This window comes from Pseudomonas sp. CC120222-01a, assembly GCF_003097235.1.
Lineage (GTDB): Bacteria > Pseudomonadota > Gammaproteobacteria > Pseudomonadales > Pseudomonadaceae > Aquipseudomonas.
The window spans coordinates 1-21,263 of the sequence record NZ_QEQQ01000026.1 but is presented as its reverse complement, the minus strand read 5'-3'; the positions used below and the strand labels follow the sequence as shown (position 1 = coordinate 21,263).

27 protein-coding genes are annotated in these 21,263 nt (G+C 63.2%); 14 read left to right on the top strand and 13 right to left on the bottom strand.

The window, feature by feature from the left end; translation table 11 throughout:
* Positions 1 to 121: 121 nt before the first annotated feature.
* Positions 122 to 1,333, top strand: coding sequence for an enoyl-ACP reductase FabV (fabV, locus tag N430_RS24775; protein ID WP_110639439.1), 1,212 nt, complete (start codon positions 122 to 124; stop codon positions 1,331 to 1,333).
* A 78-nt stretch (positions 1,334 to 1,411) separates the two neighbouring features.
* Positions 1,412 to 2,320, top strand: a complete 909-nt coding sequence (locus N430_RS24770; protein ID WP_110639438.1) for an alpha/beta fold hydrolase — start codon at positions 1,412 to 1,414, stop codon at positions 2,318 to 2,320.
* Positions 2,321 to 2,365: 45 nt separating this feature from the next.
* On the opposite strand, the gene N430_RS24765 is transcribed toward N430_RS24770, so the two are convergent.
* From N430_RS24765 to N430_RS24750, 4 genes are all read right to left on the bottom strand, one after another.
* Positions 2,366 to 2,707 carry a HopJ type III effector protein gene (locus tag N430_RS24765; protein ID WP_165837383.1) on the bottom strand — a complete coding sequence of 114 codons (342 nt, stop codon included), beginning with the start codon at positions 2,705 to 2,707 and terminating at the stop codon, positions 2,366 to 2,368.
* Entirely contained in the window at positions 2,700 to 2,996 is a 297-nt protein-coding gene (locus N430_RS24760) for a DUF1244 domain-containing protein (RefSeq protein WP_054884724.1), read from the bottom strand. Before N430_RS24760 ends, N430_RS24765 begins: the two co-directional genes overlap by 8 nt.
* 9 nt (positions 2,997 to 3,005) lie before the next feature.
* On the bottom strand, positions 3,006 to 3,698 hold the full coding sequence (gene folM / locus N430_RS24755) for a dihydromonapterin reductase (protein ID WP_110639436.1): 693 nt from the start codon (positions 3,696 to 3,698) through the stop codon (positions 3,006 to 3,008).
* Positions 3,699 to 3,774: 76 nt separating this feature from the next.
* On the bottom strand, positions 3,775 to 4,335 hold the full coding sequence (locus N430_RS24750; RefSeq protein ID WP_110639435.1) for an antibiotic biosynthesis monooxygenase: 561 nt from the start codon (positions 4,333 to 4,335) through the stop codon (positions 3,775 to 3,777).
* A 199-nt stretch (positions 4,336 to 4,534) separates the two neighbouring features.
* Between N430_RS24750 and N430_RS24745 the strand changes: the two genes are divergently transcribed.
* Positions 4,535 to 5,467, top strand: a complete 933-nt coding sequence (locus N430_RS24745; RefSeq protein ID WP_110639434.1) for a MerR family transcriptional regulator — start codon at positions 4,535 to 4,537, stop codon at positions 5,465 to 5,467.
* Here the strand turns inward: N430_RS24745 and N430_RS24740 are convergent.
* A complete protein-coding gene (locus N430_RS24740; RefSeq protein WP_110639433.1) occupies positions 5,452 to 6,072 on the bottom strand; it encodes a hypothetical protein in 621 nt (206 codons plus the stop codon). The genes N430_RS24745 and N430_RS24740 overlap by 16 nt on opposite strands.
* Positions 6,073 to 6,132: 60 nt before the next feature.
* Positions 6,133 to 6,561: a PAS domain S-box protein gene (locus N430_RS24735; RefSeq protein WP_110639432.1), complete on the bottom strand. Its 429-nt coding sequence runs from the start codon at positions 6,559 to 6,561 to the stop codon at positions 6,133 to 6,135.
* 105 nt (positions 6,562 to 6,666) lie between these two features.
* Between N430_RS24735 and N430_RS24730 the strand changes: the two genes are divergently transcribed.
* Positions 6,667 to 7,122 carry a flavodoxin gene (locus tag N430_RS24730; RefSeq protein ID WP_110639431.1) on the top strand — a complete coding sequence of 152 codons (456 nt, stop codon included), beginning with the start codon at positions 6,667 to 6,669 and terminating at the stop codon, positions 7,120 to 7,122.
* A gap of 66 nt (positions 7,123 to 7,188) precedes the next feature.
* Here N430_RS24730 and N430_RS24725 read toward each other — a convergent pair whose 3' ends face one another.
* The gene (locus N430_RS24725) at positions 7,189 to 8,067 is read right to left on the bottom strand and encodes a LysR family transcriptional regulator (protein ID WP_110639430.1); all 879 of its coding nucleotides are present in this window, start codon (positions 8,065 to 8,067) and stop codon (positions 7,189 to 7,191) included.
* A 99-nt stretch (positions 8,068 to 8,166) separates the two neighbouring features.
* On the opposite strand from N430_RS24725, the gene N430_RS24720 reads away from it, so the two are divergent.
* The 4 genes from N430_RS24720 (at position 8,167) to N430_RS24705 (ending at position 11,329) form a co-directional block, all read left to right on the top strand.
* Positions 8,167 to 8,553, top strand: coding sequence for a CidA/LrgA family protein (locus N430_RS24720; RefSeq protein ID WP_110639429.1), 387 nt, complete (start codon positions 8,167 to 8,169; stop codon positions 8,551 to 8,553).
* Positions 8,543 to 9,229 (top strand): LrgB family protein, encoded by a 687-nt coding sequence (locus N430_RS24715; protein ID WP_110639428.1) that lies wholly within the window; start codon positions 8,543 to 8,545, stop codon positions 9,227 to 9,229. The genes N430_RS24720 and N430_RS24715 overlap by 11 nt, the downstream gene beginning before the upstream one ends.
* A gap of 176 nt (positions 9,230 to 9,405) precedes the next feature.
* On the top strand, positions 9,406 to 10,311 hold the full coding sequence (locus N430_RS24710; RefSeq protein ID WP_110639427.1) for an alpha/beta fold hydrolase: 906 nt from the start codon (positions 9,406 to 9,408) through the stop codon (positions 10,309 to 10,311).
* A gap of 115 nt (positions 10,312 to 10,426) precedes the next feature.
* Positions 10,427 to 11,329: an SDR family oxidoreductase gene (locus N430_RS24705; protein WP_110639426.1), complete on the top strand. Its 903-nt coding sequence runs from the start codon at positions 10,427 to 10,429 to the stop codon at positions 11,327 to 11,329.
* Between the two features lie 209 nt (positions 11,330 to 11,538).
* On the opposite strand, the gene N430_RS24700 is transcribed toward N430_RS24705, so the two are convergent.
* Entirely contained in the window at positions 11,539 to 12,321 is a 783-nt protein-coding gene (locus tag N430_RS24700; protein WP_110639425.1) for an IclR family transcriptional regulator, read from the bottom strand.
* 114 nt (positions 12,322 to 12,435) lie between these two features.
* On the opposite strand from N430_RS24700, the gene hmgA reads away from it, so the two are divergent.
* The 3 genes from hmgA to maiA are packed head-to-tail and all read left to right on the top strand — an operon-like array spanning position 12,436 to position 15,676.
* Positions 12,436 to 13,737: a homogentisate 1,2-dioxygenase gene (gene hmgA / locus N430_RS24695; RefSeq protein ID WP_110639424.1), complete on the top strand. Its 1,302-nt coding sequence runs from the start codon at positions 12,436 to 12,438 to the stop codon at positions 13,735 to 13,737.
* A gap of 2 nt (positions 13,738 to 13,739) precedes the next feature.
* Positions 13,740 to 15,032 carry a fumarylacetoacetase gene (gene fahA / locus N430_RS24690; RefSeq protein WP_110639423.1) on the top strand — a complete coding sequence of 431 codons (1,293 nt, stop codon included), beginning with the start codon at positions 13,740 to 13,742 and terminating at the stop codon, positions 15,030 to 15,032.
* Positions 15,033 to 15,043: 11 nt separating this feature from the next.
* A complete protein-coding gene (maiA, locus tag N430_RS24685; protein ID WP_110639422.1) occupies positions 15,044 to 15,676 on the top strand; it encodes a maleylacetoacetate isomerase in 633 nt (210 codons plus the stop codon).
* Here the strand turns inward: maiA and N430_RS24680 are convergent.
* A complete protein-coding gene (locus N430_RS24680; protein ID WP_110639421.1) occupies positions 15,670 to 16,476 on the bottom strand; it encodes a SirB1 family protein in 807 nt (268 codons plus the stop codon). The two genes, maiA and N430_RS24680, sit on opposite strands and share 7 nt — an antisense overlap.
* A gap of 124 nt (positions 16,477 to 16,600) precedes the next feature.
* Here N430_RS24680 and N430_RS24675 point away from each other — a divergent pair, with 124 nt between their 5' ends.
* The gene (locus tag N430_RS24675; protein ID WP_110639420.1) at positions 16,601 to 17,620 is read left to right on the top strand and encodes a Glu/Leu/Phe/Val dehydrogenase dimerization domain-containing protein; all 1,020 of its coding nucleotides are present in this window, start codon (positions 16,601 to 16,603) and stop codon (positions 17,618 to 17,620) included.
* 18 nt (positions 17,621 to 17,638) lie between these two features.
* Here N430_RS24675 and N430_RS24670 read toward each other — a convergent pair whose 3' ends face one another.
* A complete protein-coding gene (locus tag N430_RS24670; RefSeq protein ID WP_110639419.1) occupies positions 17,639 to 18,514 on the bottom strand; it encodes a WYL domain-containing protein in 876 nt (291 codons plus the stop codon).
* A gap of 332 nt (positions 18,515 to 18,846) precedes the next feature.
* Between N430_RS24670 and N430_RS24665 the strand changes: the two genes are divergently transcribed.
* Positions 18,847 to 19,104 (top strand): hypothetical protein, encoded by a 258-nt coding sequence (locus N430_RS24665; protein ID WP_110639418.1) that lies wholly within the window; start codon positions 18,847 to 18,849, stop codon positions 19,102 to 19,104.
* Positions 19,105 to 19,189: 85 nt separating this feature from the next.
* Here the strand turns inward: N430_RS24665 and N430_RS24660 are convergent, their stop codons facing one another.
* Positions 19,190 to 19,456 carry a YebG family protein gene (locus tag N430_RS24660; RefSeq protein WP_110639417.1) on the bottom strand — a complete coding sequence of 89 codons (267 nt, stop codon included), beginning with the start codon at positions 19,454 to 19,456 and terminating at the stop codon, positions 19,190 to 19,192.
* Between the two features lie 295 nt (positions 19,457 to 19,751).
* On the opposite strand from N430_RS24660, the gene N430_RS24655 reads away from it, so the two are divergent.
* On the top strand, positions 19,752 to 20,222 hold the full coding sequence (locus N430_RS24655; RefSeq protein ID WP_054884705.1) for a phosphate-starvation-inducible protein PsiE: 471 nt from the start codon (positions 19,752 to 19,754) through the stop codon (positions 20,220 to 20,222).
* Between the two features lie 3 nt (positions 20,223 to 20,225).
* Here the strand turns inward: N430_RS24655 and N430_RS24650 are convergent, their stop codons facing one another.
* Entirely contained in the window at positions 20,226 to 20,516 is a 291-nt protein-coding gene (locus tag N430_RS24650) for a DUF3509 domain-containing protein (protein ID WP_110639485.1), read from the bottom strand.
* Positions 20,517 to 20,640: 124 nt separating this feature from the next.
* On the bottom strand, positions 20,641 to 20,988 hold the full coding sequence (locus N430_RS24645) for an HPF/RaiA family ribosome-associated protein (protein ID WP_110639416.1): 348 nt from the start codon (positions 20,986 to 20,988) through the stop codon (positions 20,641 to 20,643).
* Positions 20,989 to 21,263 lie beyond the last annotated feature (275 nt).

Here is a 21,263-nt window from a genome sequence, read left to right as displayed (position 1 = left end):
TGCATCACCCGGATCACCCCGTAATATGTGTCGGATAACCTGCGGGGGTAGTCTCACCCTCTGATCAATCGGAATCGCCCCTGCGGCGGTTCCCCGGCATAAACCTGACGAGGTACAGACATTGGCCATCATTCATCCTAAGGTTCGCGGTTTCATCTGCACCACGACTCACCCGAAGGGCTGCGAGCTCAACGTCCGTGACCAGATCGAAGCCACCCGCAAGCTGGGCGTGCGCGAGGATGGCCCGAAGAAGGTCCTGGTCATCGGCGCTTCCAGCGGCTACGGCCTGGCAGCCCGCATCACCGCGGCTTTCGGCTTCAAGGCCGACACCCTGGGCGTGTTCTTCGAAAAGCCAGGTACCGAGACCAAGGCCGGTACCGCCGGCTGGTACAACGCTGCCGCCTTCGACAAGTTCGCCAAGGCCGAAGGCCTGTACAGCAAGTCGATCAATGGTGACGCCTTCTCCGACGAAGCCCGCGCCAAGGTCATCGAGCTGATCAAGAACGAAATGGGCGGCAAGGTCGACCTGGTCATCTACTCGCTGGCTTCGCCTGTGCGCAAGCTGCCGCAGACCGGTGAACTGATCCGTTCCGCACTGAAGCCGATCGGCCAGCCGTACAAGTCGACTGCCATTGACACCAACAAAGACACCATCATCGAGGCCAGCATCGAGCCGGCCACCGAGCAGGAAATCGCCGACACCGTCACCGTCATGGGTGGCCAGGACTGGCAGCTGTGGATCGACGCCCTGGCAGGCGCCAACGTGCTGGCCGAAGGCGCACGCACCGTGGCCTTCAGCTACATCGGCACCGAGATCACCTGGCCGATCTACTGGCACGGCGCCCTGGGCCAGGCCAAGCAGGACCTGGACGAAACCGCACTGCGCCTGGACAAGAAACTGGCCGGCGAAGTGAAAGGCGGCGCCAACGTGGCGGTGCTGAAGTCGGTGGTCACCCAGGCCAGCTCGGCCATCCCGGTGATGCCGCTGTACCTGTCGATGGTCTTCAAGATCATGCAGGAAAAGGGTGTGCACGAAGGCACCCAGGACCAGCTGGACCGCATGTTCCGCGATCGCATGTACCGCGCCGATGGCGCTCCGGCCGAAGTGGACGAGAAAGCCCGCCTGCGCCTGGACGACTGGGAGCTGCGCGACGACGTACAGGACGCGTGCAAGGCCATGTGGCCACAAGTGACCACCGAGAACCTGTTCGAGCTGACCGACTACGCCGGTTATAAGAAGCAGTTCCTCAACCTGTTCGGCTTCGAGCGCGCTGACGTCAACTACGACGAAGACGTAGCGACCGATGTGAAGTTCGACTGCATCGAGCTGTAAGTCGATGTAAAAGATGGGGGCCGATACAGGCCCCCATTTTTTTTGCTAGTTTTGGCGCACAACAACAGGAAGTGCGCCATGAGCAGCCTCACCCAACCCGCCACCGCCTTTCGCCAGGCCACGGTCGACGGCTATAGCCTCGGCGGCTTCTGCTGGCGCCACGCCGACCCCGACACCACACGCCCGCTGGTGATCATCAACGCGGCCACTTCGGTACGCTGCCGCTACTACTCGCGTTTTGCCGACTACCTGTTCGCCCAAGGCTGCGATGTGCTTACCTACGACTATCGCGGGATCGGCGAATCACGGCCGCACACGCTGCGCGGCTTCCAGGCGTCGTGGAGCGATTGGGGCCGGCTGGATTTCGAGGCCATGCTGGCCCACGCCGCCGCGCATTTTCCCGGTCAGCCAGTGGACGTGGTGGGCCACAGTTTCGGAGGTTGCGCCGTGGGCCTGGCGCCGTCGGCCGGGCAGGTGCGGCGGGTGGTGATGGTCGGTGCGCAGTTCGCCTACTGGCGCGACTATGCCGCCGACCAGCGCTGGCGGCTGTTCGGCAAATGGCATGTGGTGATGCCGTTGCTGACCCGTGCCTTTGGTTACTTCCCCGGCAAGCGCCTTGGCTGGCTTGAGGATACGCCTGCCGGCGTGGTGCATGACTGGACCACTCGCACACCGCGCTATGAACAGCGCCCGAGCGGGCGCGGCCTGACGGTACTACCGTTCGCCCAGGTGCAGGCTGCGACCTTGGCCATCAGCCTGACCGACGATCCGTTTGGCACGGTGGCTGCGACCGAGCGTTTGCTGGGATATCTGCCTGCGTCGCAGCGGCGGCATTTGCGGATTGCGCCTGTGGATATCTCGGTCGATGAGATTGGCCACTTCGCGTTCTTCCATGACCGGTTTCGCGAGAGCCTGTGGCCGATTGCGTTGCGGTGGTTGCAGCAGGGGGGATTGGAAGGCGGGGAGCCCGGAAGGATCATGAGCTGACGCTGCCTGCACCGGCGATAGGGCCGCACAGCGGCCCCGGCATTCTCAAGCGTTGCGCGAGAGAGGCAGCTCGGCGAACTTCACGCCGGCCAGCCCATGCTTGATCAGCGCACGGATATTGCCATGGTCACTGCCTTCCGGCGTGGCAAGCACATCACGGTAGTGCTCGCCGAAGGCCAGCAGCGCTTCCTGGTCGCTCAGGCCTTCCAGCAGGGCCAGGCCGAGGGTCTTGCACGAGCCTTCGTTCTGCCCGGCGGCATTTTCCACGCCACCGTTGTTGAAGGCCTGGGGCTGGTAGCTGTAGTTGCCGGCGATGAACGCCAGGGTATCGGCAAAGACGTGTTGGCCGCTGGCCAGGCTGGTGCGCAGGGTGTTCAGATCAGTCACGAGGTTTTCCTTGTTCAAACGCCGCTTGCTGCTCGGCGCTGGCTTCTTTCTGGTATTGGGCTTTCCACTCGGCGTAGGGCATGCCGTACACCGCTTCACGGGCGTCATCCAGGCTGATGTCGACCTGGCGCTCGTCGGCGGCGGCCTTGTACCACTTGGACAGGCAGTTGCGGCAGAAGCCGGAGAGGTTCATCAGGTCGATGTTCTGCACGTCGGTGCGTTTCTGCAGGTGTTCGACCAGGCGCCGGAACGCGGCGGCTTCGAGTTCGAGCTGTTGTTGCTCAGTCATGGCAGTCTCTCAGATCATGCGGTTCTTCAGGTGGCGGCCACCGTTGATGACCACCTGGCTGCCGGTGCTGTACTGGCTGGCGAGCAGGTATTTCACTGTCTCGATCAGTGGCCCGGCGCCGGGTTCGAATTCCAGCAGGGCCTTTTTCAGGGTCTGCTGGCGGTAGGCCTCGTCACCGCCTTCCTTGAGGATCAGCAGGCCCGGCAAAATACCGTTGACGTGCACCTTGGGCGCGTATTTTTCGGCAAACGACAGCACCATGTTCTGCAGCGCGGCCTTGGTCGCGGCGTAGCCGATGTGGCCTTTGCTGCCACGCGAGGAGGTTTCGTCGCAGATGTGGATGATGTCGGCCTTGTCGACCTTGTTCAGCATCTCGCCGAGCGCCAGGTTCAGGTGGTACGGCGCTTCGACGTGCAGGCGGAACATGGTCTCGAGGTTGTCGAGGTCGTCGTCGAGCCACAGCGAGGCGTTGTGAATGATTGCCCGCAAGCCGTCGTAGTTGCGCTGCAGGTGGTCGATCAACGCTTCACGGTCGGCTCTGATGCAGAGGTCGGCCTGGAACTGCACGATGTTCGGGTGCGCGGACTGCGGTTGCAGGCTGCGGCTGGCACTGACCACCGTATGGCCGGCCTGAGCCAGTTCGAGGGCCAGGGCCAGCCCGACGCGCTGGCTGGCGCCGGTGACGAGAATAGGGCTGTTCATGTGCGGGCGGTCAACTTGTCTGTCCTGTCGTTGCCGCCCAGCATACCCGAACTGTTGCCGCTTGTATGACCCCGCCTCAGCGGCTGCGCAGCGCCGGGCTGGCGGCTGGCGTGGCATGCAGCCAGTTGGCCAGCAGGCGGGTGGACAGCGGAATGAAGAGGTAGACCATGACCGGTGTCAGGGCCAGCGTGCTGAGCAAGACCCGGGGCACCAGCTCGAGCGTCGCCAGCCAATGCCCGAACAACACGTTGAACAGCAGTGAGACCGGGAAGAAGGCTAGCCAGATGGCCACGGCCTGTTTCCAGCGTGGCGGCTTTTGCACCATATTGGTGCCAAACCAGTCGTCAATGCCGCTGACGCGCCTCTCTTTGGGGCGTTCGAACAGGCCGTTACCGCGAGCCAGCCAGGCCCGGCGCGAGGCGGAATGCTCCCAGGCGTGCAGGGTAGGTTCGTCGCTGAAGCGGAAAATGATCTGGAATTCGTCATTGTCGCGGGGCGGCGCAAGGATGCCCGAGCCGAGGTAACCGGGGAAGTCGGTGGCCAGTTGCTCGCCTTCGTGCAGCCAGGCCAGCAGGTCCTGGTAGCGGCCATGGGCGGCGCGGCGCGACACCATCAAGGTGACGGGTGGGGTAGACATCGTGTATCTCCTGGCGACGGGGCTGGCGGGTAGCCGGCCCCTTGGCTGCGTGGCCCGGGGTGGTGGGCAACGGCAACTTGCATGCAAGAATCGGGCGCATGCTGTGTTAACAATTGTTCGCAAACGGTTGCTGGCTTGCGGCCTAAGCTGTCGTAGTAGAATGCCCGTTCAACTTCCGCACACAGGTTACTCAGTGCAGATGAACAAACAGGGACGTAGCTCGGAGATCGAGACAGGCCTGCAGCACCAGGACCTGTTCCCCATCCGTGAGGTTTCCCGCCTGACTGGCGTCAACGCCGTGACCCTGCGTGCATGGGAACGCCGCTACGGGCTGATTCAGCCGACACGCACCGACAGCGGTCACCGGCTGTATTCCCAGGCGGATATCGAACAGGTCCGCAGCATCCTGGGTTGGCTTGAACGTGGCGTTGCGGTCAGCAAGGTCGGGGGTATTCTCGCCCGCGGTCAGGCAGTCGCCCAGGGTGTGATTTCAGCTGACAACAGAACGCGCTGGCAGGCCCAGGTGCGCAAGGCTGTGAATCGCTTCGATGCGCCGAGCCTGGATCGGCTGTTCGACCAGGTGTTCGCGGCAATCGCCCTGGACCAGGTATTTGGCGAAGTGTTCTTGCCCGTCTGGCATGATCTGGCGGCGGGGCAGGGGGCATTCGGCCAGGCCAGCGAGTGGTTGTTCCTCGATCAGTTCTTGCGTGGCCGGGTGTTCTCCCGTTTGCAGCTTTCGCGTCAGCCGCGCGCCCGCCATGTGCTGCTGGCTCCACTTCCCGGGCTGTGCCACGAGCTGGAACTGCTGATAACCGGCTTGCTTCTGGGGGGCGATGACATAGGCGTGAGTCTGCTCATGCCCGGCCAGTCGCTGGAAGAATTGCCGCTGGTGTGTGAGCGCCTGCGGCCGGATGCACTGGTTCTGTTTGCCAACCATTCGCCGACACTGGAATTGAACAAGCGCCTGAGGCGCCTGGCAGCAGGTCTGGAATGCCCATTGCTGTTGGCCGGCGAGGCGGCCGAGAATGCCCAGGACAGCCTTGCGGGCAGCCCGGTTGCATGCCTGGGTGCGGAAGGTGAGCTGATGCGGCGCCGCTTGCGACAGTATCTGGCCGGTCAGCTCGATACCTGATCGTGCAGTTCGGGGTGGGCCTGACGATGGGCCTGGAGGATGTACTCACGCAGCCGGTCGATTTCTTCGGCGGGGCTGCGGCTGAGGTCGTAGGCGGCCAGGTCCGGGCCGATACGCCGGCGCAGCCTGCCATGCAGGCCGATCGGGTTGATGCCATCGGGGGCGAAAAACAGGTCGAAACGGGATGGGGCCTTCGCCTGGCCACGCACCTCGAGCAGCGCACCCTTGAACGAAATGTCCCGCACCAGCAGGCCACTGGCCTTGCCCTTGGCATCCCGCAATGCGCTGGGCTGCTCCATCGACAGGCGCCAGGGGCGCAGCATGGGGCCGTCGTCTTCGTAGATTTCCGGTGAGCCGATCTGCAGGTGCACGGCATGGAACTCGTCTTCGACCAATTGCAGCGGGAAGCTGATCTGCTGGTTGTTGAACTGTGCCTGCAGGGTCACCTGCTCGTTGGCCACCAGGCGGGCGAGCAGGGACTGGATACGGCGGTCGCCATTGACCAGCAGGCTCGACATGGGGTCGGCCAGGTTCAATTGCGGGGAATGCTGCATGTCCTGGATGAAATCCAGTTCGTCCTGAGTCAGGAGCGCGTCTGCTTGCATGATCGAACTCGGTGATGACGATTTCTTCAACGGGAATTGACCGTGCTCAGGGCGCTTGGTTCAGCCGCGTTCGTCGGAATTCCGACGAGCGTGCATTTCGGCCAGTTCGCGCTCAAGTTCGACCTGGCGGCTGACGTCTTTCTGGATACCGATGAAATAGGTGCGCTGATCGGCATCGTGCTTCACCGGGGTGATCGACAGTTCGTTCCAGAACGCGCTGCCATCCTTGCGGTAGTTGCGCAGTATTTCACGGCAGGGACGGCCTTCGGCCAAGGCTTTGCGAATGCGTGCCCGGCCCAGCTGGTCGCGATCATCGGCCTGCAGGAAGCGACAATCCTGATAGAGGATTTCGTCTCGGCTATAGCCGGTCAGGCGTTCGAAGGCCGCATTCACGTAGATCAGGATGGTGTCGTCGCCTTCCTGTTCGGCGACCACGATCCCGTCGTTGGAGGCGTCGACCATCGATTGCAGCAGCTGCGCGTTGATCATGTCCGGACCATGGGTCAATGAGGGGGACTTTGGTAGAGGCGGCCTTTTGCCAGCTCCGAATGCTAGTATCCTACGTTTTCACTCAGTTTCGGAATCCTCTTCCTGATGAAAGTCGCCATTATTTCCGGCTCGGTGTACGGCACCGCCGAAGAAGTTGCCCGCCATGCCGCGTCGTTGCTCAAGGCTGCAGGCTTTGAAGCCTGGCATGCTGCCCGTGCTACCCAGCAGGATCTCGAGGGTTTTGCCCCTGAAGCGTTGCTCGCGGTGACGTCGACCACTGGCATGGGTGAATTACCGGATAACCTGATGCCGCTGTTCAGCAGCATTCGCGACACCCTGCCAGCGGCCTGGCGTGGGCTGCCGGGCGCGGTGATTGCCCTGGGTGACTCCAGCTATGGCGATACCTACTGCGGCGGCGGCGAGCAGATGCGCGAACTGTTCGCCGAGCTGGGGGTACGGGAAGTGCTGCCGATGCTGAAGCTGGATGCCAGCGAGACCGTGACCCCAGAGGCTGATGCCGAGCCTTGGCTGGCCGAGCTGGCTCAAGCACTGAAAGCCTGAGGTATTTCTTCAGCCTGTGCTGGCCTCTTCGCGGGCTTGCCCGCGAAGAGGCCGGGACAGGTCGACTCACTCTGCCTCCCGCAGCAACTCCAGCCAGGCCTGCGCCGCACGCGACAGGTAAGCTCCACGCCGCCAGATGAAGGCGATATCCCAGCGTAGATCCGTCGGCGCTTTCAGCGGCAAGCGCACCACCCCGGGGCGCTCCAGCGCTTTTGCCACCACTCGGGGCAGCAGCACTACGCCCTGGCCGGCTGCGACCAGCGCCACCAGGAAGTCTGCCTGGCCGCTGCGGCCACCTTCCTTCGGCGTGAAGCCTTGCTGCTGGCAAGCCTTGAGCAAGCGGTCGTTGAGCACGAAGCTGCGTTGGTACAGCAGGAACGGCGTATCCGCCAGCTGCTTCAGACTCACCTGGTCCAGCGCGGCCAGCGCATGTCCAGCCGGGAGCAGGGCATCCAGCGGTTCATTGCAGAACGGCTGGTACTCGAACGCCGGGTCGCTCGGGGTGAGGCTGCCACCCAGCTCCAGTTCGCCAGTCCTCACCGCCTGCTCGACGCTACGGCTGCCGCCTTCAAGCAGCTGAATGGCGATGTTCGGATGACGCCTGCGGTATTCGGCGAACAGCCCGGCGAACAAGGTATCGCTGCCCAGCATCGGCAAGCCCAGGCGCAACTCGCCGCGTGCCATCTGGCTGAGGTCATCCAGCTCGCTGAGTAGCTCCTGACGCTGACGCAGCAGCGCTTCGCCGCGCTCCAGCACAATGCGCCCGGCCGCCGTCAGATGCAGCTGCGAGGCCTGCCGCTCGAGCAGTGGCTGGCCCACATCTTGCTCCAGCTGGGCGACCTGCTTGCTCACGGCGGACTGGCTGATATGCAGGGTCTGGGCGGCTTGGGTAAAGCCGCCGCGATGGACCACTTCGATGAAGCTGCGCAGCTGTTTGAATTCCATGGTCTCGATTCCATTGTGGAATGGCTGCAAGTCTAACAATTCGCTTTTGGCCTAGGCAGCCGAATCTTAAAATGAGGGCCTGTCGAGGAACCCCCGCCCATGAAACCCGCATTACTGAAAAAGCCCCTGCGCCTGCTCGCCGAGCTGGCGGTCCTGCTGGCCTTGTTCCTGTTCGGTGGCCAACTGGCCGCCTGGCTGGGCTGGCCGATCCCCGGCGGGGTGATGGGCCTGGGCCTGCTGTTGCTGCTGTTCGCCTGTGGTGTGCTCAAGCCGGCTACCTTGCAACTGGGCGCTGGCTGGCTGATGGCGGAAATGCTGCTGTTCTTCATCCCGGCGCTGATGAGCCTGCTCGATTACGGCAGCCTGGTGCGCAGCGAAGGCTGGCGCATCCTGCTGGTCATCGCCGTGAGTACCTTGATGGTCATGGTGGTGACCGCCGTGACTGTGGAACTGGTGTGCCGCTGGAGGTTGCGACATGAGCCTTGAACCCATGCCGCTGTTCTGGCTGGCGCTGACCTTGGCGGCCTATCTGGCCAGCCGCTGGCTCTATCGGCGTACCGGGCGCTACTTGATGTCGCCACTGATTCTGGTCCCGGTATTGCTGCTGGCGGTGGCCGTGCCGCTGCACACGGCCTACGCCGAATATTCGCGCAACACCCATTGGCTGATGAGCGTGCTGGGCCCGGTGACCGTGGCTTTCGCCGTGCCGATCTGGCAACAGCGGGCGATGCTGGCGCGGCACTGGCCGGCGCTGTTGGTGGGCATGGTGGCGGGCAGCGCGGCGTCGATCGCCAGTTCCTGGAGCCTGGCCCACCTGTTGGCGCTGGATGACGCGATCAGCCTGTCGCTGGTGCCGCGTTCGATTACCACGCCATTCGCCATGCCGCTGGCCCATGACCTGGGTGGCGTACCGGAACTGACAGCAGTGTTCGTGATGTTCACCGGAGTGTTGGGGGCCATGTTCGGCGGCGTGCTGCTGCGCTGGCTGCCCTTGCGCACACCGCTGGCGCGGGGTGCACTGTTCGGTGTGGGCGCGCATGGTGCCGGGGTCAGCCGGGCCCAGGAAGTGGGCCGCGAAGAGGGCTCGGTGGCCGGCCTGGTCATGGTCCTCACTGGCCTGCTCAACCTGTTCGCCGCGCCGTTGCTGGCGATGCTGCTGTGACCATACGTGCCACTGACTCGCTCGGTCATCAAGCTGGCTGGTAACGCAATTTTCACATGACGGGCTGCTGATTAAACTCAACCTCGACATAGAGAGCACATGAAAGTGCCGAGGTGACATGCAATGACCGCAGCCTTGCCCTATTCCGGCAACACCACTCCACCGGGACAACCCTGATGCCTATCGCCGAGATTCCATTGCGCGTCTGGCGTACCCGGGGACAAAGTTTTTCATTCCGGGGCCAGAGCATCCGCTACTGGACCGCAGGGCAAGGAGAGCCTCTGCTTCTGTTGCATGGATTTCCCACCGCGAGCTGGGATTGGCATTACCTGTGGGCGCCGCTGGCCCAACGCTTCCGGGTGATTGCCTGCGACATGCTCGGCTTCGGCGATTCCGCCAAGCCGCTCAACCACCGCTACAGCCTGATGGAACAAGCGGACCTGCAACAGGCACTGCTGGCGCATCTGGACATTGACCAGCCGGTGCACCTGCTGGCGCACGACTACGGTGGCAGCGTGGCTCAGGAGCTGCTGTCGCGGCACCACGAGCAACGCGCCAACATGGCCAGCTGCGTGTTTCTCAACAGCGGGCTGTTCCCGGAAAGCTGCCAGATACCCCTGGTCCAGAAGCTGCTGCTCAGCCGCCTGGGCTGGCTGGTGGGGCGTTCGTTCGGGCGCGACGACCTGGTGCGCAACGTGACCCATATCTACGGCCCGTGTACCCACCCCAGTGAAAGCGCGCTGGACGATTGCTGGAGCCTGATCTCTGCCAACTACGGTACGCGCATCCTCCACAAACTGGTGGGCTACCAGCCTGAGCGCAGACAGCATCGCGAGCGCTGGGTCGGGGCATTGCAGCGCGATGGCGTGCCACTGCGGTTCATAAACGGCACCGCCGACCCGTTGTCCGGTGCGGCTATGGTCGAGCGCTATCGGCAACTGGTGCCTGACCCCGATACCGTGCAACTGCAAGGCATCGGCCATTACCCACACACCGAAGCGCCGGTGCAGGTACTGCGCCACTACCTGGCCTTTCGCGAACAGCGGCTGACCTTTGTGCCGCAGAAAGTCGCCTGGTCCTGAACCCGCGATCATCTCCTGCCGTTATCGCCTGGCATTCAGCCAGGGTGAGCTTGATTGTCCCCCTGCCCGGGCTGGCGGACACTCGATGCATTCAACCTGACCTGGAGCCTTGAGCATGAGCGAGCCGGTACGTCTGCAAGACCGTGTAGTGATCGTCACCGGAGCCGGTGGTGGCCTGGGTCGTGCCCATGCCTTGCTGTTCGCTGCACGTGGCGCCAGGGTCGTGGTCAACGACCTGGGCGGCTCGACCCATGGCGAGGGTGCCAATGCCTCGGCTGCCGACAAGGTCGTGGCCGAGATCCGCGCTGCCGGGGGCACGGCAGTGGCCAACCACGATTCGGTGGGCGACGGTGCGCGCATCGTCGAACAGGCGCTGGACAGTTTCGGCAGGGTCGATGTGCTGGTGAACAACGCCGGCATCCTGCGCGACAAGGCCTTCCACAAGATGGACGACAGCGATTGGGAGCTGGTCTACAAGGTCCACGTCGAAGGTGCCTACAAGGTCACCCGGGCTGCCTGGCCACACCTGCGTGAGCAGAACTGGGGGCGGGTGATCTTCACGGCCTCCACCTCGGGTATCTACGGCAACTTCGGCCAGGCCAACTACGGCATGGCCAAACTGGGGCTGTATGGCCTGACCCGGACCTTGGCCATCGAAGGGCGCAAGCATGGCGTACTGGTCAATGCCATCGCCCCGACCGGTGGCACGCGCATGACCGAAGGGCTGATACCGCCGCAGGTGTTCGAGCGGCTCAGGCCCGAGTTGATCAGCCCGCTCGTGGTGTACCTGGGCAGTGAGCAGTGTCAGGACAGCGGCGAGTTGTTCGAGGTGGGCGGTGGCTGGGTAGGCAAGGTGCGCTGGGAGCGTAGCCTGGGTGTCGGTTTCGATCCTGAGCAAGGGTTTACCCCTGAGCAGGTCGCGGAACACTGGGCGCAGATTGGTGATTTCGACGGGGCAGTTCACCCGCGGGACAACCTGCAGGCGTTGCAGCAGATGATGGCCAACCTGCAGAAATAAAAAAGGCCGCTGCAAAACGCAGCGGCCAATCGAGACGTTAGATCAAGGAGCTTCAAAATCAACGTCGGTGAACCTCGCGGGCCTGAAAGGCGGGGGGTAGAGCCCTTCATGCCGGCCAGTGAGGTAAGAATAAGCGCTTGATCCTGTGGGAAAAATAGCCGCTTGTGACATTCACCTTTACGTTTCGGGCAACAGTGCCAGGCAGGTGTTCAGGCCGCTGGCGAGTAGCCCATGCGCCAGCTGGTGTCCCGCGCTGCCGCCAGCAAGCGCATTGCTGCCGGGCCGTGTTCATCGGCATGGAAGATCGAGGTCGGGCCGACCACCGTCATCACCGCCGCGATCTGCCCCATGGCGTTGAACACTGGCGCAGACAACGCATCCACACCCGGCATCAGCAGGCCGTGTACATGGTGCAAGCCCTGCTCGCGGATCCCTGCCAGCAAGCCTTGGTAATCGCTGGCGCTCTGCTGCAGCACGGCCAGCTCGCGGTCGCGCAGTTCCACGGTCTCGCGCTCGGGCAGGTGGGCGGCAAATACCAGCCCGGTGGAGGAGCTGAGCAGCGGCAGCACCGAGCCGATCTGGGTCACCACCGTGACCGCCCGCACCGCGGGCTCGATGCTCACGACCGTGGCGCCCTGGTTGCCCCACACCGCCAGGAAGCAACTCTCGTTCAGCTCATCGCGCAGTTGCGACAGTGGCAGTGCCGCCACTTTCAGCACATCGATGCTGCCCAGCGCTGCCAGCCCCACACGCAATGCCTCGCGTCCCAGGCCATAGTGGTTGGTGGCGGCATCCTGCTCGGCGAAACCACTGGCGATCAGCGCCTGCAGGTAGCGGTGCACCTTGCTCGCCGGCATCTGCACATGCTCGGCCAGGCGCGACAGCGAGGTGGAGGGGGAGAGTTCGGCGAGGGCCTTGAGGATGTCGGTGCCGACTTCCGCCGAGCGGACTTTCTGCTTGCCGTTGTCGGCGGGGGAGCTGGCTTTGGCCATGGGTAGGAAGCTTCCGGATTTTTCGCGTCGCGCCTTTATAGCTTGACGCCTGGCGGGTAGCAAATTACGTTATTCGTAATCAGATTACGATAAAAACAAAATCCGGAGGCTTCGATGAACCGCGACACGTCCCCCGATCTCCAGTACCTGAGCGGTTTCGGCAACGAATTCGCCAGCGAAGCCCTGCCTGGCGCCCTGCCGGTCGGGCAGAACTCGCCACAGAAGGCCCCCTACGGTTTGTATGCCGAGTTGCTGTCGGGCACGGCGTTCACCATGGCCCGCAGCGAACTTCGCCGCACCTGGCTGTACCGCATCCGCCCGTCGGCCTTGCACCCGCGCTTCGAGCGCTTGCAGCGCCAGCCATTGAACGGCCCGCTGGGCGCGGTCACGCCCAACCGCCTGCGCTGGAATCCACAGCCCATCCCCAGCGAGCCGACCGATTTCATCGAAGGTTGGCTGCCGATGGTGGCCAACTCGGCCGCGGAAAAGCCGGCCGGGGTCAGCATCTACATCTATCGTGCCAATCGTTCAATGGAGCGGGTGTTCTTCAACGCCGACGGTGAACTGCTGCTGGTGCCGGAACAGGGCCGCCTGCGTATCGCCACCGAACTGGGGGTGATGGAGGTCGAGCCACAGGAAATCGCCGTGATCCCACGGGGCATGAAGTTCCGTGTCGAATTGCCCGATGGCCAGGCCCGCGGCTACATCGCCGAAAACCACGGCGCCCCGCTGCGCCTGCCTGACCTGGGGCCGATCGGCAGCAATGGCCTGGCCAACCCGCGTGATTTCCTCACCCCGGTGGCGCACTACGAAGAAGTTGATGGCCCGGTGCAACTGGTGCAGAAGTTCCTCGGCGAGCATTGGGCCTGCCAGCTGCAGCACTCGCCGCTGGACGTGGTCGCCTGGCACGGCAGCAACGTGCCCTACAAGTATGACCTGCGCCGTTTCAACACCATCGGCACGGTCAGCTTCGACCATCCGGACCCGTCGATCTTCACCGTGCTGACTTCGCCGACCAGCGTGCACGGCATGGCCAACATGGACTTCGTGATCTTCCCGCCGCGCTGGATGGTGGCCGAGAACACCTTCCGTCCACCGTGGTTCCACCGCAACCTGATGAACGAATTCATGGGCCTGATCAACGGTGCCTACGACGCCAAGGCCGAAGGCTTCCTGCCGGGTGGTGCCTCGTTGCACGGGGTGATGAGTGCCCACGGGCCGGACGCCGAAACCTGCGAGAAGGCCATCGCCGCCGAGCTGGCACCGCACAAGATCGACAACACCATGGCTTTCATGTTCGAGACCAGCCAGGTGCTGCGCCCGAGCCTGCAGGCACTCGACAGCCCGCAATTGCAGGCCGACTACGATAGTTGCTGGGCCACCTTGCCGAGCACCTTCAACCCGAACCGGAGATAACCATGAACCAGACCGCCATTGCCCGTAGCTGGGTCGAGCACGCCAACGGGCACAGCGACTTCCCGCTGCAGAACCTGCCGCTGGGCGTCTTCAGCCGCCCGGGTGAAGCACTGCGCTGTGGCGTCGCCATCGGCGATGCCATCCTTGACCTGGAAGCCGCGCTGGCCGGGGGCCTGTTCGCTGGCCAGGCCAAGGCAGCGGTGGAAGCCACCCGTGGCGGTGCGCTGAACGGCTTCTTCGCCCTGGGCCGTGATGCCCGGGTGGCACTGCGTGAACGTCTGCTGGAGCTGTTGGGCGAACACAGCGAACACCAGGCCGTGCTCAAGGCTGCGCTGTATCCGGCCAGTGAGTGCCAGCTGCACCTGCCGGCCAAGGTCGGCGACTACACCGACTTCTACGTCGGTATCCAGCACGCCACCAACGTCGGCAAGCTGTTCCGCCCCGACAACCCGCTGCTGCCCAACTACAAGTACGTACCGATCGGCTACCACGGCCGCGCCTCGACCTTGCGCCCATCGGGCACCGAGGTCCGTCGCCCGAAAGGCCAGACCCTGCCGGCCGGCCACACCGAGCCGAGCTTCGGCCCCTGCGCGCGGCTGGACTACGAGCTGGAGCTGGGCATCTGGATCGGCCAGGGCAACGACATGGGCCAGGCCATTCCAATTGCCGAGGCTGAGCAGCACCTTGCCGGCCTGTGCCTGCTCAACGACTGGTCGGCGCGGGATATCCAGGCCTGGGAATACCAGCCACTGGGCCCGTTCCTGTCGAAGAGTTTCATCACCAGCATTTCGCCGTGGGTAGTCACCGCCGAAGCCCTGGAGCCCTTCCGCTGTGCTCAGCCGGCCCGCCCGGAAGGCGACCCGCAGCCGCTGCCTTACCTGCTCGATCAGCGAGACCAGGCCAATGGCGCCTTCGATATCGAACTGGAAGTGCTGCTGCTCACCGAGCGCATGCGCGAGCAGGGTATGCCGGCGCACCGCCTGGCCTTGAGCAACACCTTGAACATGTACTGGACCGTAGCCCAGCTGATCGCCCATCACAGCGTCAACGGCTGCCAGCTGCAGCCTGGCGACCTGTTCGGTTCCGGCACCCTGTCCGGCGCCACGCCAGACGCCTACGGCAGCCTGTTGGAAACCACCGTGGGCGGCAAGCAGCCGGTAGAACTGGCCAGTGGCGAAATCCGCAAGTTCCTCGAAGACGGTGACGAAATCATCCTGCGCGCCCGCTGCAAGCGTGAGGGCGTGGCCAGCATCGGCTTCGGCGAATGCCGCGGCAAGATCATCGCAGCCAACTGAGGGAGCAGGCCATGGAGCTGTATACCTATTACCGTTCCACCTCTTCCTATCGGGTGCGCATTGCCCTGGCGCTGAAGGGCCTGGACTACCAGGCCCTGCCGGTCAATTTGCTCAAGGGCGACCAGCGCGGTGATGCCTACGTCGCGGTGAACCCGCAAGGCCGGGTGCCGGCCTTGCGCACCGACGGCGGTGAATTGCTGGTGCAGTCGCCAGCGATCATCGAGTACCTGGAAGAGGTTTATCCACAGCCCGCGTTGCTGCCGGCTGGCGCTGCACTGCGGGCCAAGGTGCGTGGCGTGGCGGCGATCATCGGTTGCGATGTGCACCCGCTGCACAATGTCAGCGTGCTCAACCAGCTGCGCCAGTTGGGTCATGACGAGGCGCAGGTCAATCAGTGGATCGCCCACTGGATCGGTCAGGGGCTGGCCGCCGTGGAGCAGTTGATTGGCGCTCACGGTTATTGCTTTGGTGATGAGCCGGGGCTGGCGGATATCTACCTGATTCCGCAGTTGTACGCGGCCGAGCGCTTCAACATCGACCTCAGCGGCTACCCGCGCATCGCCCGGGTCGCTGCACTGGCCAAGGGGCATCCGGCGTTCGCCAAGGCGCATCCATCCTGCCAGGTGGACACGCCGGCTCAATGAATCGAACGGTTCACCGTCGGTAGCTTGCCGATACGTTCGGAGAGTTTCAGTCGCTGGACCGGGTCGTCGGTCAGCAGCAGGGCATGCTCCAGGTCGAAGCGTTCGGCCTGGGGGCAGTCCAGCTGTTGATACAGCGTGGCGCGGGTCATGTAGTCACTGACCTGCGCCGGGCCCAGTTGCATGACCCGTTCGGCGTCGATCAGCGCGGCCAGGTGGTTGTCGTTGCTCATATGCAATTGGCGCAGGTTGCGCGAAAGGCGCTGCAGCATCTGCGTGGCGCTGGCGCTGTGCAGGTGTTCGGCAGTCAGCGGCACATGCGGGCCGAACTGGCGCGCCAGCAGCTCGCGGCAATCATTGGGGTACAGGCGCCGCCCCCCGCAAGGGTCGAGCAGGTGATCGGCACCGGGCACGCGCAGCAGGAAGTGCCCAGGGAATGCCACGCCCTCCAGGGGTATGGACAGGCGCCGGGCCAGTTCCAGGGTGATGATTGCCAGTGCCAGGGGCTGGCCGCGTCGGCGCTGCAATACCTTGTCCAGCAGCGCCGCTTGCGGGCGCAGCGGGTGGAATTCGTCCTGCTGGAAACCCAGTGCGTTGAGCTGGCGCAGCAGCGGCTGGGCCAGTTCGGATAACGGCAGCATGGGCAGGCAGGCACTGATCTGCCCTTGCAGGTTCTGCAGTGTGGCAAGGCTGGCCGCAGGCTCGACCTTGCGATCATGCTCGACGGCGATCCACAACGCAGCTTCCAGCAGGGCGACCGGCTCGCGCTCCAGGCAGGCCAGGCAGGCTTGACGTGGCTTCATGGGGGCTCTCCACACACGCTTGAGTATTAGCCGGGGGGCGTGGATTCGTCCAGTGGTCCGCCCGCAGCGCTGGCCTTTGGCGCGTGCCTATACTGGTAGGAGCACCTCGTTGGGGAGCCCGTCGATGTTCGCGCTGATGCAAAGCACCCGTACCCAGTCGCTGCACCTGTTCATTGACCCGCCCACCGGCCTCAAGGCCGTCGTGGCGATTCACAGCGAGAAACTGGGCCCGGCGGTGGGCGGTTGCCGCTACCTGCCCTATGCCGATGACGAAAGTGCCATGACCGACGCCATTCGCCTGGCCCAGGGCATGAGCTACAAGGCGGCGCTGGCAGGGTTGCCCTTGGGGGGCGGCAAGGCGGTGATCATGCGCAACCCGCATGTGGAAAACCGCGCGGCGCTGTTTGAGGCGTTTGGCCGCTTCATCGATACCCTGCAAGGGCGTTTCATCATTGCCGTGGACAGCGGCACCTCGACCCTGGACATGGACTGCATCGCCCAGAGCACACCACATGTCACCAGTACCACGGCCTCCGGCGACCCGTCACCGCATGCCGCCATGGGCGTGTTCGCCGGTATCCGTGCCACCTCTCAGGCACGCCTGGGTAGCAGCAACCTCGAAGGCCTGCGCGTCGCCGTGCAGGGGCTTGGCAATGTCGGTTATGCCCTGGCCGAGCAGCTGCACGCGGCGGGCGCGGAGTTGCTGGTCAGCGACCTGGACCCAGGCCGGGTACGCCTGGCGGTGGAGCAGTTCAATGCTCATCCGGTGACCAATGACGCCCTGATCAGCACCCCCTGCGATATTTTTGCGCCCTGTGGTGTAGGGCCGGTGCTCAATGGCCAGACGGTGATGCAGCTGCGTTGCGCGGCGGTGGCGGGGGCGGCAAACAACCAGCTGACCACGTTGCAGGTGGCTGACCAGTTGGAGTCGCGCGGCATCCTGTATGCCCCCGACTATGTGATCAATGCAGGCGGCTTGATCTACGTGGCGCTGAAGCATCGCGGGGGCGACCTGGGCACCATTACCGCGCACCTGGCGCGGATACCGACGCGGCTGACCGAGGTGTTCGGCCATGCCCAGGCGGAAAAGCGTTCGCCGGCCAGGGTGGCGCAGATGCTGGCCGAGCGTTTGCTTTACGGTTGAGGCCGGGCGCCGGTTGCCTCAGTCATGCATCAGCCACGGCCTCAGTTCCTTGAGGTTGGCGACCACGATCTGTTGCGCTTCAGGGCTGGTCGCCACATTGCGCGGGTCGATCTGATAACGCTGCAGCACATATTTCACCAGCGCCCTGCGGCTTGGCACGACCAACTGCCCTGCGATCATGCCGAAGTCGGCTTCGATGATCGCTTTCTGCGCCTCATTCAAACGCCCGTCAGGCTCGAAGATCACCGGAATCTCGGCATTCCAGTCTTCGTCCTGGTCCCGGGTGTTCGCTGACTCGTCCAGCAGGTCCGGCTGCCCGCGCAAGCGGCTGAGCACGAAGTCGCGGTACTGGCCGTTCTTTTCACAGTACGCCCGCACATGCCAGCGCATGCCGGTGTAGACCAGCGTGTGCGGCGCGATGAGGCGTACCTCGACGTTCGGCGTGTTGAGTGACACGTACTCGGTCTCCAGGCGCAGGCCTTCACGGCAGGCCTTGAGCAGGGGCCGCAGCACCTCCGGCCGGATAGGCCGGTCCGGCACTTCCAGCACTTTGGTATGGGCGTAGGCCAGCGCCAGGCCGTCAATGTGCGGGGCGCGTTCACCGTTCTGGTACAGCAGGTGCAGGTAAGCGCTGGCGCTGTCCTCGATGAACCTGGGCTTGAAATGCTTGCTGGGTACGTAACCCTTGAGCTGCTTGTCATAGGCCAGGTTCTTCGGCGCATGCTCGGTGATGTAGGTGTTGATGTCCTTGGATGCCTGCTGCCGGCTGATGCCGAAACTCTGCATCAGATGGCCGGTGGTCAGGCGACCTTCCCACCAGGCGACGGTCTCGATCAGCTTGTAGCGCAGTGCCAGGTCCCAACGTACCTGCTCGACGGCTTGCTTGCGTTTCATGGCCTCTCCTGAGAACGCATGCCTGGGTGGCATGTCGAAAGCGTGATTATGTGTAAAGTTTAGAGTCATGTATAGCGCAAGGTCTTGTCGTGATCTTGACGTTACGCATTGCAAGGGCCATTGGCCGTCAAGCGCCGTGCTGACGGGGGCGGTGTCACTTGGAGGGTGATGTCAAATGGCTACTTGTGGCCTGAATGCCTTGCTTCAAAACGGCTGCCTTGGGGCATTCCAATGTGCATGAGTAGTTTACCTGTATAAGTCTACATTCTAGATCTGTCGTCAAACTCTACATATATTTTCCTGGCCTTCAAGGAACACTCAAGGAAAAGGAAATGGACATGTGGGAAGTGATTGCGACAGGTGCAGTTGTGGTGATGGGCATCATTCTGCTGGTGCTGCTCTACCAGACTTTGAGGCTGCACGAGCTGTGGAAGCTCGGCCTTGCCTGCCAGAAGAATGCGCGTTGGGCGAAGATCTGGGAGGCAGAGAACCGCGAATTGCGCTCGGCGCTGCGCGCAGAGCAGGCACAGATCGAACAGCTGCAGAGGAAGGTGGTGCTCTTGCAGGAGTTGATCCCAGTGCAAGGATAATGGCGGGGGAGGAGTGGCTTGCAAAGCCGCTGCTGGCGATGCATTCACTCGGGGTGGCCTGTTTGCCACCCCTGCGAAGGGACGGTTACTCGCCGCTATCGGCTGGCGTGTCCAGATCAGCCAATGCCGCCGCATTGTTCTTGAACGCCGCCGCAAACACCGTTCTGTTCTTGGCCATGAAGATGCTGGCCTCTTCGGCAAGGTTTTCATCCAGCCCCGGTACATGTTTCACCAGAACCTGAGTAAGCACCTCGGCCAGTTCCAGCATCTGGTCATGGGCGTCTGCGAGTTTGCGGTCCAAGAACGTGGTCTCCAAATCGCGCGTGCTGCGGTAAAGAATCTCAACAGCCATACGAGGCCTCTCGGTCAGTGGTAGCAGGGGGCGGTCGTGCGCCTTCTGCGTTGCGGTTCAGTTGCTATCCAGGCAGTCGGGCAGATTGCCGTTACCGAATACTGTATCGATGTACAGTAATGGCAATGCGGTCGTTTCGCAACCAGAAATTGTAGCTGTGCTGAATTCGCATGCCGCCCGTGCCTTGCGGCAATCGGTCGCCTTCCAAGGCAGGGGCCTGGCCCTTTAACTGCATGGCACAAGCGTCACAGGCGTGACGCATCATCCTTCATGTCGTATCGGGGAATCGCACATCGTGGATATCAAATGGGCTGAAAAACTGCGCAAGGGCCTGCACGGCTCGGCCGACGCGCTGGGCAACCTGTGTGTGGAAGCGTTCCACTACCTGGCGCTGTTCGGCATCGGCGCGATTACCGCCTACGCGGCGGTGGTGACTTTCCTGGACATGCTCGGCAAGGGTGGGGTCAGCGTCGATGACATCCTGCTGCTGTTCATCTACCTGGAGCTCGGGGCGATGGTGGGCATCTACTTCAAGACCAACCACATGCCGATCCGCTTCCTGCTGTATGTGGCGATCACTGCGTTGACGCGTCTGCTGATCGGCGATGTGTCGCATCACAAGGCGCCGGACGAAGGGCTGCTGTATGTGTGCGGAGGCATCCTGCTGCTGGCGTTCTCGATCCTGGTGGTGCGCTACGCCTCGTACCGCTACCCCTCGACCAAGGTGCTGGACGCCAGCGGCAAGGAAGTGGAGGAGGGCAAGTAGCTCTCAGTTGGCCACGCCGACTGAGGCGCACGATCGTGAATCACGGGTCAGGGCGGCAAGGACCTGCAACGGGTTCTGCCCCAGTTCGATCGCAAGGCCCAGGCGGATGCTGTCGATGACCCGTTGCAGGCGCACCGGGTCGTTGCGCTGGGCCTGGCTGATCAGGCGCTTGGCGACCATCCCGGCGTCGTCGGAAAGGGTCAGCATGATGCTGCCGTCCAGCCGTTCGATACTCAGGTTGACCCGGTATTCAGGGGCGAAAGCGGCGCTGATCTGTTCGAAGGGGTTGTTCATGGTCGGGGCCTGCAATGAATGACTGCAGGAGTTGACCGGGTAACCTGCAGGTTGGTTCAGGCCCATTGATCGCTGCAAACGAAAACGCCCGGCTCAGGCCGGGCGTTGTTGTCCTTGCAGTTGATCAGGCCTCGGGATCACTCAGTTCCAGTGCACCGCGCTTGCTGCGCAGCTTGCCGTAGAAGTGTTCCAGCGCATTGTTCAGCTTGCTGGCGGCACCGTCGACCGCCTGGTCCAGTGAAGCGGCGGTATGGGTCACGGAAATCGGCTGATGGCCTTTCGGGCGAGCCTCCAACTGGCAGCGTTTGTCATGCGGGCCGGGCTTGGCGCCATTCTCGTCACGCAGATGCACCTCAATGCGGGTGAGGTCATCGTCATAGCGTTCGAGGGTGGCTTCCAGCGTATTGCGGACCCACTCGTTGAGACGGATGTTGCCTTCGATATGGTTGCTGCTGTTGACCTGGATTTGCATGATTCCAATCCTTATTCAGCTTGCTCGCATGGAGGCGTGCCTAGGCCATTGAGGGCCTTGGAAATTCTGCGCCTCTTGACTCTAAGGTCAGGCAACGGCGAAGCGAATTCAACCCCTTTTTGAAAATAAATTTTCTGTTGCAAATTGGGTTCGCCGCGAGCCTTGCAGCGCCAGTGAGACCGAGCGCCGCCCGCGCGGCGCATCGCGGGCAAGCCCGCTTGTATGGTTAGACTTGAAGGGGTGGTGGGACTAAATGCCCGATTCTGACTGTTCGC

Bases quoted from the DNA above. Each gene is read 5' to 3' on its own strand.
- N430_RS24760 (WP_054884724.1), bottom strand. From the start codon at position 2,996: ATGACTGAGCAACAACAGCTCGAACTCGAAGCCGCCGCGTTCCGGCGC.
- N430_RS24750 (WP_110639435.1), bottom strand. From the start codon at position 4,335: ATGTCTACCCCACCCGTCACCTTGATGGTGTCGCGCCGCGCCGCCCAT.
- N430_RS24700 (WP_110639425.1), bottom strand. From the start codon at position 12,321: ATGGCCAAAGCCAGCTCCCCCGCCGACAACGGCAAGCAGAAAGTCCGC.
- N430_RS24735 (WP_110639432.1), bottom strand. From the start codon at position 6,561: ATGATCAACGCGCAGCTGCTGCAATCGATGGTCGACGCCTCCAACGAC.
- N430_RS24730 (WP_110639431.1), top strand. From the start codon at position 6,667: ATGAAAGTCGCCATTATTTCCGGCTCGGTGTACGGCACCGCCGAAGAA.
- N430_RS24660 (WP_110639417.1), bottom strand. From the start codon at position 19,456: ATGGCTGTTGAGATTCTTTACCGCAGCACGCGCGATTTGGAGACCACG.
- hmgA (WP_110639424.1), top strand. From the start codon at position 12,436: ATGAACCGCGACACGTCCCCCGATCTCCAGTACCTGAGCGGTTTCGGC.
- N430_RS24705 (WP_110639426.1), top strand. From the start codon at position 10,427: ATGAGCGAGCCGGTACGTCTGCAAGACCGTGTAGTGATCGTCACCGGA.
- N430_RS24670 (WP_110639419.1), bottom strand. From the start codon at position 18,514: ATGAAACGCAAGCAAGCCGTCGAGCAGGTACGTTGGGACCTGGCACTG.
- N430_RS24710 (WP_110639427.1), top strand. From the start codon at position 9,406: ATGCCTATCGCCGAGATTCCATTGCGCGTCTGGCGTACCCGGGGACAA.
- N430_RS24740 (WP_110639433.1), bottom strand. From the start codon at position 6,072: ATGCAAGCAGACGCGCTCCTGACTCAGGACGAACTGGATTTCATCCAG.
- N430_RS24745 (WP_110639434.1), top strand. From the start codon at position 4,535: ATGAACAAACAGGGACGTAGCTCGGAGATCGAGACAGGCCTGCAGCAC.
- fahA (WP_110639423.1), top strand. From the start codon at position 13,740: ATGAACCAGACCGCCATTGCCCGTAGCTGGGTCGAGCACGCCAACGGG.
- N430_RS24720 (WP_110639429.1), top strand. From the start codon at position 8,167: ATGAAACCCGCATTACTGAAAAAGCCCCTGCGCCTGCTCGCCGAGCTG.
- N430_RS24645 (WP_110639416.1), bottom strand. From the start codon at position 20,988: ATGCAAATCCAGGTCAACAGCAGCAACCATATCGAAGGCAACATCCGT.
- N430_RS24650 (WP_110639485.1), bottom strand. From the start codon at position 20,516: ATGAACAACCCCTTCGAACAGATCAGCGCCGCTTTCGCCCCTGAATAC.
- folM (WP_110639436.1), bottom strand. From the start codon at position 3,698: ATGAACAGCCCTATTCTCGTCACCGGCGCCAGCCAGCGCGTCGGGCTG.
- maiA (WP_110639422.1), top strand. From the start codon at position 15,044: ATGGAGCTGTATACCTATTACCGTTCCACCTCTTCCTATCGGGTGCGC.
- N430_RS24715 (WP_110639428.1), top strand. From the start codon at position 8,543: ATGAGCCTTGAACCCATGCCGCTGTTCTGGCTGGCGCTGACCTTGGCG.
- N430_RS24770 (WP_110639438.1), top strand. From the start codon at position 1,412: ATGAGCAGCCTCACCCAACCCGCCACCGCCTTTCGCCAGGCCACGGTC.
- N430_RS24675 (WP_110639420.1), top strand. From the start codon at position 16,601: ATGTTCGCGCTGATGCAAAGCACCCGTACCCAGTCGCTGCACCTGTTC.
- N430_RS24680 (WP_110639421.1), bottom strand. From the start codon at position 16,476: ATGAAGCCACGTCAAGCCTGCCTGGCCTGCCTGGAGCGCGAGCCGGTC.
- N430_RS24725 (WP_110639430.1), bottom strand. From the start codon at position 8,067: ATGGAATTCAAACAGCTGCGCAGCTTCATCGAAGTGGTCCATCGCGGC.
- N430_RS24665 (WP_110639418.1), top strand. From the start codon at position 18,847: ATGGACATGTGGGAAGTGATTGCGACAGGTGCAGTTGTGGTGATGGGC.